The 13,637-nt window shown below is 44.9% G+C and carries 10 protein-coding genes; 9 read left to right on the top strand and 1 reads right to left on the bottom strand.

Annotated features, from left to right (window positions below; all coding sequences use genetic code 11):
* Window positions 1-22 precede the first annotated feature (22 nt).
* From UL82_RS09745 to UL82_RS09735, 3 genes are read left to right on the top strand one after another with little or no spacing between them, the layout of a single operon-like run.
* Window positions 23-2,002, top strand: coding sequence for a glycosyltransferase (locus tag UL82_RS09745; RefSeq protein ID WP_046440723.1), 1,980 nt, complete (start codon window positions 23-25; stop codon window positions 2,000-2,002).
* Window positions 1,995-2,516, top strand: coding sequence for a phosphatase PAP2 family protein (locus UL82_RS09740; RefSeq protein ID WP_046440721.1), 522 nt, complete (start codon window positions 1,995-1,997; stop codon window positions 2,514-2,516). Before UL82_RS09745 ends, UL82_RS09740 begins: the two co-directional genes overlap by 8 nt.
* Complete coding sequence (locus tag UL82_RS09735; RefSeq protein ID WP_046440719.1) at window positions 2,513-3,484, top strand: decaprenyl-phosphate phosphoribosyltransferase; 972 nt, start codon at window positions 2,513-2,515, stop codon at window positions 3,482-3,484. Before UL82_RS09740 ends, UL82_RS09735 begins: the two co-directional genes overlap by 4 nt.
* Window positions 3,485-3,543: 59 nt before the next feature.
* Here UL82_RS09735 and UL82_RS09730 read toward each other — a convergent pair whose 3' ends face one another.
* A complete protein-coding gene (locus UL82_RS09730; RefSeq protein WP_046440716.1) occupies window positions 3,544-4,344 on the bottom strand; it encodes a hypothetical protein in 801 nt (266 codons plus the stop codon).
* A 244-nt stretch (window positions 4,345-4,588) separates the two neighbouring features.
* Here UL82_RS09730 and zomB point away from each other — a divergent pair, with 244 nt between their 5' ends.
* From zomB to UL82_RS09700, 6 genes are all read left to right on the top strand, one after another.
* Complete coding sequence (zomB, locus tag UL82_RS09725; protein WP_046440714.1) at window positions 4,589-6,478, top strand: flagellar motor control protein ZomB; 1,890 nt, start codon at window positions 4,589-4,591, stop codon at window positions 6,476-6,478.
* 238 nt (window positions 6,479-6,716) lie between these two features.
* Entirely contained in the window at window positions 6,717-7,742 is a 1,026-nt protein-coding gene (locus UL82_RS09720; protein ID WP_046440713.1) for an alpha/beta hydrolase, read from the top strand.
* Window positions 7,743-8,098: 356 nt separating this feature from the next.
* Window positions 8,099-10,030, top strand: coding sequence for an alpha/beta hydrolase-fold protein (locus tag UL82_RS09715; protein WP_046440711.1), 1,932 nt, complete (start codon window positions 8,099-8,101; stop codon window positions 10,028-10,030).
* Window positions 10,027-10,542: a DUF732 domain-containing protein gene (locus UL82_RS09710; RefSeq protein WP_126316572.1), complete on the top strand. Its 516-nt coding sequence runs from the start codon at window positions 10,027-10,029 to the stop codon at window positions 10,540-10,542. Before UL82_RS09715 ends, UL82_RS09710 begins: the two co-directional genes overlap by 4 nt.
* Before the next feature lie 5 nt (window positions 10,543-10,547).
* Window positions 10,548-11,462 (top strand): cutinase family protein, encoded by a 915-nt coding sequence (locus UL82_RS09705; protein WP_046440707.1) that lies wholly within the window; start codon window positions 10,548-10,550, stop codon window positions 11,460-11,462.
* A gap of 226 nt (window positions 11,463-11,688) precedes the next feature.
* Window positions 11,689-13,533: a FadD32-like long-chain-fatty-acid--AMP ligase gene (locus UL82_RS09700; protein WP_046440705.1), complete on the top strand. Its 1,845-nt coding sequence runs from the start codon at window positions 11,689-11,691 to the stop codon at window positions 13,531-13,533.
* Window positions 13,534-13,637 lie beyond the last annotated feature (104 nt).

Below are 13,637 nucleotides of genomic sequence, written 5' to 3'. Positions count from 1 at the left end.
ATGAGTAGAAAGGCGTGCGTGAATGAGCGCTCAACAGAGCAAATCAGTCGAGCGGTTACAGCGATTGTTACTGCCCAAAGCCGGTGAACCCTACGACGTTAGGATGCTGTATCTGATCGAATCGGAGCACAATAGCTCTCGCGCAAGCTGGGATAACCGCACAAGTATTGCTATTAACGCCGGTAATGAGCTGAGCTTTTTAACCTACTTTAATGCTTTTCCTGCGAGCTACTGGCGTCGTTGGTCACAGCTTGATTCTGTTATTCTTAAAGTTGCTGTTCAAGGTACAGCACGTATTGATGTGTATAGATCAAAAATTGATGGCGCACGCATTGCGGTTGAAGGTGAAGTTGTATCAGATACGGTAGTTGAATTTGAGTTATCGCTTCAACCCTTTGAAGATGGCGGCTGGCTGTGGTTTGACGTTACAGCCGAAACCGATTCAATCATTACTGAAGCAGGTTGGTATTCACCTGTTGCTGCTGGACCTCAAATTCTTCCAGATGGTAGTGAGATTGGTCCTTTTGAACCGCGGGTAACCGTGGGTATTCCCACTTTTAACCGTCCCACAGATGCTGTAGCAGCCTTAGAAGCATTAGCACTTGACCCAGAAGTAGACGCAGTTATTGATACTGTGATATTGCCAGATCAAGGTACAAAACATCCGGCAGATGAACAAGGCTATGATGCTGCTGTTAAGCATTTTGGGGATCGGTTCTTTGAATTCCGCCAAGGAAATCTTGGCGGTTCCGGAGGCTATTCACGAATTATGTTTGAGGCTCTAGGTGGAGTTGATGGCACCGGAAAAGCTGGTGCTAAAAAGAGTCCATATATTTTGTACATGGATGATGATATTGTCATCGAGCCTGATTCAATTTTGCGTGCGCTACAAGTAGCTCGCTTTGCTAAAACCCCAATTCTAGTGGGTGGACAGATGTTAAATCTCCAAGAGCGCAGTCATTTGCACTCCATGGGGGAGGTTGTTGGCCGTCATGATTTTATGTGGACATCAGCACCACATGTGCACTATGACCATGATTTTGCTGCCTTGCCACTAGGTAAAAGAGGCATTCCTGGGGCGATTGTTGCTCCAGGAGCTATCACAGATTCAGTGGATCTACATCGACGAATTGATGTCGATTTCAACGGTTGGTGGATGTGTATGATTCCGCGTGTTGTTGCAGAGACTATCGGACAGCCGTTGCCGTTATTCATTAAGTGGGATGATGCTGAATATGGTTTGCGTGCCGGAGAGAATGGATTCCCAACCGCGACCTGGCCGGGTATCGCAATTTGGCATATGGCATGGTCTGACAAAGATGATGCCATTGACTGGCAGGCATATTTCCATTTGCGAAATCGATTGATTGTGGCCGCTATTCATCATGATGGTTCAGTTGATGGAATCATCCGGAGCATGCAAAAAGCTACGTTTAAGCACTTGTTATGTTTAGAATATTCCACTGTGGCAATTCAAAATGAGGCAATGAAAGATTTCCTTGCTGGCCCGGATCATCTTTTTGAGATCCTAGAAAGTTCGTTACCACGAATAGCTGAAATTCGAAAGAACTATCCAGATGCGGTGGTTCTTCCTTCGGCAAGTGGGCTACCAAAACCTACTGGTATACCAGGCGTTCCGATTCGTGATATCGGTGGGCGTTTAGCACCGATTAAAAAAGCTATGTGGTTGGCAAAAGGTTTAAAACATTCCTTAGCTAAGGAAGATAAGAAGCACCATGAGACACCACAGGCTAATTTAGCGCCCATTGAAGCACGATGGTTTAGTCTTTCTCGCCTCGATGGCGCAACTGTTACTACCGCCGATGGCCGAGGTGTTGTTTATCGTAAACGCGATGTGGAAAAAGCAAAGGCCTTATTTAGTGAGTCGCGTGAGCTTCAAAAACAAGTGAAAGAGCGTTTTGACGATTTGCGTTCTGCTTATCGTGCGGCACAACCTAAATTGGTCAGCCGTGAAGAATGGAGCAAGATTTACAATGCCTAATTTCCCTACAGATGCACGGGAAGCGGATGCTTTGGTCCAGATTCAAAAATTCATTGGAACTAATAAAAACATTTTTGCTATAGCTCGTGGCCTAAGTCATTTTGGTGAACATGCGCTGGGATGGTTTGGGATGAGCACATTAGGAATTCTGCTGGATAAAAAAAGACGCGTATCCTGGCTGCGATTGGGGATAGCTGCATTAATTAGCCATGCGGCCAGTGTAGTAATTAAACGCATTGTTCGTCGGAATCGACCATCGGATTCACGAATTCATGTAGGGGTAGCTACTCCGAGTAAATTGAGTTTTCCTAGTTCACATTCGACGTCTACTGCAGCAAGCCTTGTATATTTGGCAAAGCTTACTCGTAGTCCCTTACCACTAGTGGGCATACCTGTCATGATGATCTCGCGTATGATTCTCGGAGTGCACTACCCCACGGATGTACTTGTCGGTGCATTGGTAGGCACGGTTACAACTGAGGCCGTGGCTCGTATTGGAAAGGAAAACGTGTGAGCGAATCTCCGAAAGGTTTCATTGGATCGGAGCCGCATACTCAAGGCATCGAAGATACGAAGAAGCATCATCCACCAGCAAATATTGCTGATGCGATGATCAAAGCATTACGGCCAAAGCAATGGGTCAAAAATGTTTTAGTACTGGCAGCTCCATTGGCGGCTGGTGCTGATGTGCTCTTTGACCCACGGACGTTATTCGATATTTTTGTGGCATTCGTGGTTTTCTGTTTGGCAGCATCTGCGATTTATCTCATCAATGATGCACAAGATGTTGAGGCGGATCGACTTCACCCAACAAAGCGGTACCGTCCGATTGCATCGGGAATCTTGCCAGCGAAAATTGCGTACGTTATGGCAGTAGTTCTCATTGTTGCATCCGTGGCGTTGAGCTACATTGCAACAGCTGGTCATGGACTTGCAATTGTCATGGTTGTTTACATTGTGTTGCAATTAGGATATTGCTTTGGTTGGAAGCATCAACCAGTTATTGATATTGCTCTTGTGAGTTCTGGTTTTATGCTGCGTACCATGGCTGGTGGTGTTGCAGCTGGAATTGAGTTGTCACAGTGGTTCTTAATGACAGCTGCATTTGGTTCGCTTTTTATGGCTTCTGGAAAACGATATGCCGAGATCCTATTGGCTACAGAATCGGGTGCAAAGATTAGAAAATCTCTTGAGGGCTATACCGCTACCTATTTGCGTTTTGTATGGACACTTTCTGCTACTGCTGTTGTTATTGTTTACTCCTTATGGGGCTTTGAAATGGCTGGTGGCATGATGGGTGCAGCTGCTATGTGGTATCAAATATCGATTATTCCTTTCACCGTGGCGATACTTCGCTTTGCTGCAGATATTGATCGAGGTAATGGTGGAGCTCCAGACGAACTGGCACTATCGGATCGTACATTGCAAATTCTTGCATTGGCATGGATTGCGTGTGTTGTTATGGCGGCCTATATCAATTAGCTTCTAGTCTCATTGTGTGAGAGGTTTTAGCGTCCGTTTTGTTAATACGGACGCTTTTTTTATTTCCTTTTGGCTCGTCGAGAATGATTTTTTGTTCGTCGATGAGATAACTTCGATGAATTATTTTTAGGCTGCGTGACTTGGGTATAGATCTTTTTGATTCTTTCTTTCATTTCAGCTTCTTGTTGGATTATGGCTAGGCCTTTATTAAAGATTCGAAAGAAAGCTTCTGTATCGTTGTAATCGGCTCGGTATTGTTTTGCTGCAGAATACATAGTAGATACAGTTGCACGTGATCCAACAAACACAATAGCTGCTTGTCCAATATGTAGTGGAATGATATGCACTCCCGGCGAAGGAGTAAAAGATACTTTTTCCGGTTCTGGATTTTGTGGCTTAGTCAGTGGTTGTGCTGGTGCAGATGTTTCTTTTCGTATATTTTCTCGGATATGGCGGTAATTAGGAAGAATTTCGCGCTGCGTTTTTGGGGTATATTTTTCGATCAACACTTCATCAAGAGCAGTGATTTGTTCGGGTGAAAGGTGACGAGTGGCTTCTTCCATGCTGCTCAAACGAGCAAAGTCGAAAAAACCTGATTTGAGAGCATACTCTTTAAAATTAGGCACTTGGTCAAGAAATGCAACGGTACGTATTGCTTTGCGGCATTGCGTAGGAGTTGCGCCAGATTGTTCAATGAGAAGACAAACCTGTTTGTTTGTAGATAATGAATTGGTTTGATGAACAATCCAGATCCAAAAATCTAGGTCAGATTTATTACGTTTTACTTGTCGTTCATAAATATCTGGTTCAGAAGGGTCACAGTGAGCGAAGCAAGTCTGTTGTGTGATGAGTGTACTCATGGTTTTTCCTTGTCTAAGGGAGCTGATAATTCGTGAAGTAAAAGTTGGCTTCACTAGAGTTAGACGGAAAAAAGGGGTAAATAGTGACAAGAAAGCATAAAAATTATTTGTAGGGGTGAAATTATGGGGGTAAATGTTTTTATTGAGAGGGTAATCGTTGTGCCGATGATTTTTCATTAATTAATCCATTGTTGCTGGTGTGACTTTTAACCTGTGGGCACTAGCGGTGATAGCATGCAAAGACATGGAGTATCGCCCACGTATGACCGCCGGAACCGCCTTTTTCTCTGCGGTTATAGTGGCGATCCTTGGTTTTTATGGAGCATGGCAGCGACAATGGATGAGTGATGATGGGCTCATCGTTTTACGAACTGTAAGAAATCTTTTAGCTGGTAATGGGCCAGTATTTAATGCAGGTGAACGTGTTGAAGCGAATACATCGACGTTGTGGCAGTATCTCATTTATGTGGTGGCATTATTTAGCGATGCAAAATTAGAATATATTGCATTTTGGTTGGCAATTATTTTTTCCACTGCAGCTTTATTTATCGCGGCATGGGCGACTGCGTTGCTTTATCGTGAGAAAACTGTTTTTTTGGTTCCTTTAGGCGGTTTGGTTTATATTGCCTTGCCACCGGCTAGAGATTTCATGACTTCTGGTTTGGAATGGGGATTAGCGATGCTGTGGATCGCTATCCAATGGTTATTGCTTATTCGATGGGCGTATGGGAAACCCCAAGCAAATAGAAGACATCGTCAGCTTCCCATTGATTGGCCGCTTTATTTGTTGGCGTTTTGGTCTGGCCTTTCTTGGTTAGTACGCCCAGAACTTGCACTTTATGGTGGTTTAGTAGGAATTATTTTGCTACTTACTGCTGTGAGTTGGCGAGCTATGATAACTGTTCTTATAGTTGCGCTTCCGCTACCACTTGGTTATGAAATTTTCCGGATGGGCTATTACGGTTTATTAGTGCCGCATACAGCAGTTGCTAAAACAGCTGCTGGATCACAGTGGTCTAGCGGTTGGAAATATGTTGAAGATTTTACTTCACCTTATTCGTTGTACTGGGCTTTAGCACTTACTCTTATTGTTGGTGCGCTTATGCTATGCACTGTTACCAATAAACGCGGGGCAATAAAAAATCGTTGTGCATTACGACGTCCCAGCATCGCAATCATTTTCATGGTGTTATGCGCGATCCTACATTTGTTATATGTGATTAGGGTTGGCGGCGATTTCATGCATGGTCGGATGCTGCTTTTGCCATTATTTACGCTTTTGCTTCCGGTGTCAGTGGTTGGAATCGTTAGTGGTGATCAAGAAGGTTTTAAATGGCCTTTTTGGGGTGCATCAGTGGTGTTTGTAGGTACTGTATGGTGGTCAGTGACTACGGTTTTGGGTGGGCATCCGTATCATCTGCCACAAGATTTATCTGCTGATGAGCTTAATATTGTAGATGAACGAGAATTTTGGACACAGCTATCTAAACGTGACACACCTCCAATGACTGCAGAAGACTTTTTGACTGCTCCTACCATGGGAGACTGGCAAGAAGTTATGGAAGAAAGTCTTGGGCAAAATGCTGGTGAAATGCTTAATATTTTAGTGGGGATAGATCCATTGAAATATTCGTGGGAGCCTGCTCAGCGAACTCCGGAGGCAACAGATTTGGCAATAATGCCAATGACAGTGACCATGCTTAATCTTGGTATGACAAGCATGAATGCGCCACTTGATGTGCGGGTAGTCGATTCTGTGGGCTTAGCGAATCCGTTAGCGGCTAGACAACCAAGAATTGAAGACGGACGTATTGGGCACGATAAGTTGCTTCCGATGGAATGGCAGGTAGCTGATTCAGCAGTAGATTTGAATACGATCCCGATTTGGATTGATCGTCGTGACGCCCAAGTAGCGCGTTGGGTGCTATATACCGATGAATTCCGAAGTCTTTTTGAGGTGTATCGATCCCCGATGTTGCCTGGCCGTTTTTGGAATAATATGAAATATGCATTAGGCGACGGTCGAACCCTGGAATTCAGTGATGATCCATGGGATTATTATGATCTTCTGCCAGTGGATCCGGTGAAACCTATTTATTGGCGACCGGATATTCAAACGGACCTACCCCGTTAAAAATACCTTTTAAGTGCGAAAACGCATGGACATGGGCATGTGAAAATTATTTCAGTTGTTATTTATTCGTTATCTCTGCTGGAATATGGGTACAATAAGACAGATTTTGAACTGATAATTGGTTTGGAAGCTTCTCATATTACGGTGTGTAACGCTGAAGTTTATCTAACCGATATAAATTAGTGACCGATGTTGGGTGCAAAAATCTGCTGCCCGTGAAAGATCACCAAGGAGAATTATGACCTTCGTTTCTCGGTGTAAGACTGCGACGAAGAAAGTGGCCGCGACAGTCACTGCTTTTGCGTGTGCTACTGGCTTGATGGTTGCAGGCGGCGGAATAGCTCAGGCCGCTAATCGCGATTGGTTACGGGCGGACTCCACTGGCGCATGCGAATGGGATGGAGTTGGTTTTTGGGTTCAGCGTTGTGATGTTTATTCATCAGCGATGAATCGAAACATTACCGTCCAGATTCAACCGGCACAGCGCGGTGGCAATGCTGCTTTGTACCTTCTTGATGGCGCGCGCGCAACTGAGCATGCTAATGCGTGGACAGTTGATACTAATGCGCCGGCTAAGTTCGTGGATAATAACCTCACCTTAGTTATGCCGGTCGGTGGTGCAGGCTCTTTCTATGCCGATTGGATTGCACCGGCAACATATTCTTCTGACAGTGTGAATTATAAGTGGGAGACATTCCTTACCGCAGAACTTCCAGCTTATTTGGAGTCTAACTTTGGTGTCGCACGCAATAATAATTCTATTGCGGGATTGTCTATGGGGGGTACTGCAGCTCTTAATTTGGCTGCTCGCCACACAGATCAGTTCCGCCAAGCATTGAGTTATTCCGGTTATTTAACTATGACTCACCCTGGTATGCAGACGTTGCTTCGCATAGCTTTATGGGAAATCGGGGGCTTTAACGTCAATTCGATGTATGGCAGTATTTTTAATCCGGTTCGTTACCAGAATGACCCTTTCTTAAATATGGCTGCTTTGCGTAATACGGACGTTTATATCTCGGCCGGTAATGGCTTGCCAGCTGGTCCTGACATAGCTTCCTATCGTCCACAGGATATTATTACTGGTTCAATTCTTGAATGGATTTCTAGGTACACCACTGTTTTATGGGAAGTTAAGGCACGTGCGACTGGTGTTCACCCAACTGTGAATTATCCAATCACCGGTATTCATAATTGGCTGCAATTTAACTACCAGCTAGATATGTCGCGTGGTCGAATCCTTGACGTGATGAACGCTTGGTAAAAAACGATATAATTTGATTCTTGAAAGGCCTAACCTTCATGTAGAAGGTTAGGCCTTTTGTTATTTAGTGATAAATAGAGTGACTAAAGATAGATTTGAGTCATATTGTTGCGGTGTGTCTCTTCCAAAAGTCTCAAGTTGTACTTAAACTTGAGGGAGCTATGCATTGACTCACGAGGAGATCGATACCCACATATGGATTTCTATCGTGCTTTTATTGCAGTGCCATAATCTAAAATTGACATATTTAAGCAAATAGCACTCTTTCCGGGGGAGGGGAACCTTCGGAAACGCAGTGTTGGTCGATGCTGTTTGGATATTCTTTTACACTTAACATTTTTATGAAGGACTGAAGTATGCGCGACACCGCACCTCGTTCTAAAAAGCGTGGTTCCCTCTGGCTTGCTGCCGCTGCTGTACCGACCGCAATCGCACTCGGTGCCGTAGTTATCCCAGCCACCTCTACCGCTCAGGGCTCTTCTGGCTCAAGCATTTTAAGCGGTATGACTGATTATCTTGATAACGAGGCTATTCAACGTAGCCCGGTACGTACCGAGTATCCAACTATTGCTGGTTTGCCAGCGGGAGTTTCGCTGAACCGTGTTGAGTGGCTCTCTGACCGTCGTATTGCGCTCTTTATTAATTCTGCGGCAATGCCAGGTGAGCCAATTCAAGTACAGATGTTACTAGCGCGTGATTGGCATTCATCGCCACAACGTAATTTCCCAGCCGTATGGGCTTTGGATGGTCTTCGTGCCATTGACAAAGAAAGCGGTTGGACTATTAACACAAATATCGAGCAGCAATTTGCCGATAAGAATGTTAATGTCATCCTTCCTATCGGCGGTGAATCTTCTTTTTACGCCGATTGGCAACGCCCTGATAATGGTAAGAATTACAAATGGGAAACTTTCCTTATCGACGAACTCATTCCAGTTCTGCGCAACGGCTATCGGACAAATGATGATCGAGCAATATTTGGCTTATCGATGGGTGGAACAGCTGCAATCAACCTTGCAGAACACCATCCGAGTTTGTTTAAATTCGTTGGTTCTTTCTCTGGATATTTGGATACTACGAGCATAGGCATGCCGCAGGCTATTGCTGCTGCTCAATCTGATGCAGGTGGTTATAATGCCAATGCCATGTGGGGCGATTTTGGTTCGCAGTCATGGATTGATCACGATCCTAAACTAGGGATCGAGGCATTGAAGAATATGTCTGTGTATGTTTCTGCTGGATCAGGCCGTGATGACTATGGTGAGGCAAACTCTGTTGCTCGTGGAGCTGCTAACGCAGCAGGCATAGGACTCGAAGTACTTTCGCGTATGACTACGCAAACTTTTGTTAACTCAGCAAGAAATGCTGGCGTTGAGGTGAAATCAGTATTTCGTCCGTCCGGCGTGCATGATTGGCCTTATTGGCAGTATGAGCTTAGCCAGGCATGGCCAGATATGGCTAACGCATTAGGATTATCACGAGAAGATCGTGGTGCTGACTGCTCCGTGGGCGGTGCAATCGCTAGTGCTCCAGGCATTGATAAGTTAAGTTCCTGTACCACTAATGAATACGATATGAATGGTGGCCGTGCGCAAGACTTCCAGGGAGGCCGTGCATACTGGTCACATGCAACTGGCGCCTATGGCCTTTATGGACGCATTGGCGCACGATACTCAGAAATGGGTTCGGCAAATTCGTGGTTAGGGTTCCCAACCTCAACTGAGATTCCGTTGGCTAAGGGCGGCTTCTTCGTATCATTCCAAAACGGTAATATTTATTGGACCCCAGCAACCGGTGCTATTGCGGTTCCAGCAGACATTCTTCATGCGTGGGGTGACCTGAAGTGGGAAAATGGCGATTTAGGTTATCCTATTGCTGAGGCTAAAGAGATCAACGGTGGGTTAGTGCAGCAATTCCAAAATGGTTATGTTGTGCGAACTGCTGATAAGAAGAATTTCTGGGTTCGCGGTGAGATTGCAAAGAAGTACGGTTCAGTAGATACTGCTAATTCTCGGTTAGGTTATCCGACATCAAATGAAATTATTATTGATGGAGGGGCTTTCCAGCAGTTCGAGCACGGGAATGTTTATTGGTCTGCAAAGACTGGTGCGCACATCATTTACTACGGTGCTATTTTTGATGCCTGGGGCGAAAAGTCTTGGGAACGTGGTGAATATGGTTGGCCAACCACTGATCAATCCGTAATTCCTGCTGGCGGCGAGACCATTGATTTTGAGCATGGAAAGATTTCACAGCTTAATGGTCATATCGTCGAGGAGAAAAAGTGATGATGCCGAAAAGCGTGGTCGCGCTAGTTCTTTTTAGCACGTTAACGCTTACTGCTTGTGGTGGAGCAACTGTTGACGATTCCACTGACACCACTATTGCTCCGCTAAGCAGAGAACCGAAAAATCAGACCAGCCAGTCTGCTACTGCATCGGCAAGTGCTAGTGCTTCAGCAATGGAGACTGCGCGCTCTCATTCAAATGAGTCAGATAACTCTCAGCCTAAAGATCGCGCGGCTCAAGAGATTACCGCGATTCCTAGCCAACAAGTTCAATTGAGTAAGCAAGATCAAGTTTTTCTTGATGAACTTTCTGGTAAGGGCGTTGATATTTCGGATGTGGAAAATCAGTTGATTGGTACTGCAAATATTGTGTGTACCAATACTGATAATCCACTAGCACCGGCGACCGTGAAAGCAGTAGCTGGGCAACTTATTGAGCAAGGAAAAACTACCCTTGAGCACGCGGAATTAGTTTCTCTCATTGAAACCTCTGCAAAGAAAGCGTACTGCTAGAAGATATGAAAAAAATTCTCCTGATCATTTCCACGGTGGCAGTATTAGTACTTATTGTTACCGGTGTTGCTCGTTGGTTAAATTCGGATACCCCTTTGATACCTGAGCAAACAGAAGAAAATCATGCTCAGGAGGAACCAGTACAGCCTGAGTGGTGCCCGGATGTGGAATTTATTTCTGCCCCAGGAACATGGGAATCTTCTGCGACAGATGATCCTATTAACCCAAGTGCAAATCCGGCATCATTTATGTTGAGTATTACCAGACCGCTACAAGAGCAATACTCAGCAGATGATGTAAAGGTATGGACACTGCCGTATACTGCGCAGTTTCGAAACATTAATGCCTTACATGAGATGACTTATGACGCTTCTCGTGAAGAAGGCCGAACCACTATGGAAACAGAAATGGTTACGGTTCATGCTGAATGTCCGTTGACCGATTTTATTATTGCTGGTTTTTCACAGGGGGCAGTTATTGCTGGAGATGTTGCAAACTCGATTGGTACCGGGGCAGGAGTTATTCCAGCCGAGCGTATTAGAGGTGTCGCTCTAATAGCTGATGGTCGAAAACTGAATGGTGTGGGCCAGACAGTTGGAAACCCTACTGTAGGTGTCGGCGCTGAGATTGCGCTACAACCATTAAACGGTATTGTTCAAGCCGTTGTGCCTGGTGCCACTATGCGTGGTGAACGCCCTGGCGGATTTGGTACTTTAAATGATCGAGTGTTTGAAATTTGTGCACCGGATGACTCTGTCTGTGATGCTCCAGTAGCAGTAACAGATGCTTTCGCTAGAGCACAAGCTCTTGTCGGAGCCAATGGTGTGCATGCAATGTATGCAACTAATCCCAATGTTATTCCTGGAACAACGACAAACCTATGGGTTGTTGATTGGGCGAAAGATCTTATTAATCGCTAAAAGTATCGTTTCCCCAAGAATCGGTACGCCGTGCATCAAAAAGTGAAATGATAGTGTGGCTTAGCCAAGCGCGGCAAGTATGTTTTAATAAACGTTCATTTTGTTTACGAAAAAGTAATAAAAAGAATGCGAAAAGCGATGTAGTTACTAGATGAGTGCAATGAATTCTAGTGCCGGAAAAGTTTAGTTTCACCTGTGCTCAGTGGTTACCGTTTAAGGAGAATAGATGGACATCAATAAGGCAATTGGTCAGTTTTTTAATGAAAAAGGCCAGATCGCTATTCCACCGATGTTGACACTTGCTGGTATGGGTGAGCTTTTGTATCAAGCAGACCTTGGCAGCGGAGAAGCTGATCGACATGCTTTACGTTTTTGGGACTATTCTTCGTCACGCGATGGTGAAGCGAAAGACTTTACTCGTCAAGAAATCAACACTCGTATTAAAGTAATTGCTGCCAGATTACAACAGATTGGCAATGTTTCTGATCGCGTTTTAATTTTGGCTAACAATTCACCAGAGTACATTTTTGGTTTTATTGGCGCACTGTATGCCGGCATGGTACCCATTCCGCTCTATGATCCGACTGAGCCAGGTCACGCAGATCATCTCACTGCCGTTATTGGTGATTCTCGACCTAAGGTCGTACTAACTAATTCGGCCTCAGCTGGTGCTGTACGTAAATTCTTTGCTGAGGTTCCTGCTGCAGATCGACCACGTATTTTAAGTGTTGATTCTTTGCCAGATAGTCTTGCTACAAGTTACGAGAATCCATTGGCTACTGAAGCAGGACGCCGTATTGTGGCTCAAGCAAACGCGGTTCCTGCTGATATGACAGCTTTCTTGCAATACACCTCTGGTTCGACTCGTGTCCCAGCGGGTGTAATTCTTACGAATCGTTCAATTGTGACTAACGTTTTGCAGATTTTTACTGCGGCTCAACTTCAAGCACCCTTGCGTTTGGTTACTTGGCTGCCACTTCACCATGATATGGGCATAATTTTGGCAACTTTTGTTACCTTATTAGGACTTGAGTGGGAACTTATGGCACCACGTGATTTTATCCAGCAGCCTAGTCGTTGGATTAAGCAATTGAGCCGTCGTGAAACAGATACAAATATTTATGCTGTTGTCCCTAACTTTGCTTTAGAACTAGCAGCTCGTTATGCAAAGCCAGAAAAAGATGAAGAGCTTGATCTATCTGCGTTAGCAGGGTTGATTGTAGGTTCAGAACCAGTAACTGAAAAAGCTGTGAACTTTTTTATTGGGGTATTTGAACCGTATGGTTTGCCAGTTAATGCAATCAGACCATCCTATGGTTTGGCAGAAGCTTCATTGTTAGTTACTACTTCGCAGACTGAGAATCGACCGTTGATTACTCACTTTGACCGTGATGCTCTCGCTGAGGGACGTGCTGTAGTGGTGGAGAAGAATGAAAATTCGGTGGCGATTGCTTCGTGCGGCCAGGTTGTTCAGCCACAAAATCTTGTGATCGTTGATGCTGAAACACGTTCTGAGCTTGCCGACGGTTTTGTTGGTGAGCTGTGGACGCATGGTGAAAACACTGCAGCTGGTTATTTAGATCGTCCTGAAGATACTTTTGAGACTTTCCGAAACACTCTAGTAAACCGATTGCCAGAAAATTCTCGTGCAGAAGGTGCGCCAGAAGATAATCGTTGGATGGCATCTGGAGACCTTGCTGTCATTGTAGATAACGAAGTGTATATTACGGGTCGTCTCAAAGATCTCATCATTATTGCTGGCCGCAACCACTATCCGCAGGATATTGAATTCACTGTAGATAATGCCAGTGCGCATATTCGTGATGCAGCTGTAGCAGCGTTTGCTATTGAAGGCGATGATGTTGAAAAGCTTGTTATCCTTGCTGAACGTTCTTTGGAAGCAGATGAATCAGGTGACGCCGCAGCAATTGAGGCAATTCGTGCTGCGGTAAGTGAAGCACACGGTGTTGTGCCAGTTGATATTCGTATCTCTGCACCAGATACTATTGCACGTTCATCTTCTGGCAAGATTGCTCGTCGGGTGAACAAGAAGCGCTACCTTGGTGAGTAATTTATTATAGTTCTAAGGTGAAAGAGCCGTTCACTTAATGTGAGCGGCTTTTACTATGTGGTGACTTTGCAGAAAAAACGGTGTTATGTGCGATAGAAATTAGA

The organism is Corynebacterium kutscheri (genome assembly GCF_000980835.1).
In the GTDB taxonomy this organism is placed as follows: Bacteria; Actinomycetota; Actinomycetes; order Mycobacteriales; family Mycobacteriaceae; genus Corynebacterium; species Corynebacterium kutscheri.
Note: the sequence above shows the minus strand (reverse complement) of the source record. Positions and strands in the feature narration are given on the sequence as shown.

Bases quoted from the DNA above. Each gene is read 5' to 3' on its own strand.
- UL82_RS09700 (WP_046440705.1), top strand. From the start codon at position 11,689: ATGGACATCAATAAGGCAATTGGTCAGTTTTTTAATGAAAAAGGCCAG.
- UL82_RS09705 (WP_046440707.1), top strand. From the start codon at position 10,548: ATGAAAAAAATTCTCCTGATCATTTCCACGGTGGCAGTATTAGTACTT.
- zomB (WP_046440714.1), top strand. From the start codon at position 4,589: ATGGAGTATCGCCCACGTATGACCGCCGGAACCGCCTTTTTCTCTGCG.
- UL82_RS09740 (WP_046440721.1), top strand. From the start codon at position 1,995: ATGCCTAATTTCCCTACAGATGCACGGGAAGCGGATGCTTTGGTCCAG.
- UL82_RS09745 (WP_046440723.1), top strand. From the start codon at position 23: ATGAGCGCTCAACAGAGCAAATCAGTCGAGCGGTTACAGCGATTGTTA.
- UL82_RS09715 (WP_046440711.1), top strand. From the start codon at position 8,099: ATGCGCGACACCGCACCTCGTTCTAAAAAGCGTGGTTCCCTCTGGCTT.
- UL82_RS09730 (WP_046440716.1), bottom strand. From the start codon at position 4,344: ATGAGTACACTCATCACACAACAGACTTGCTTCGCTCACTGTGACCCT.
- UL82_RS09720 (WP_046440713.1), top strand. From the start codon at position 6,717: ATGACCTTCGTTTCTCGGTGTAAGACTGCGACGAAGAAAGTGGCCGCG.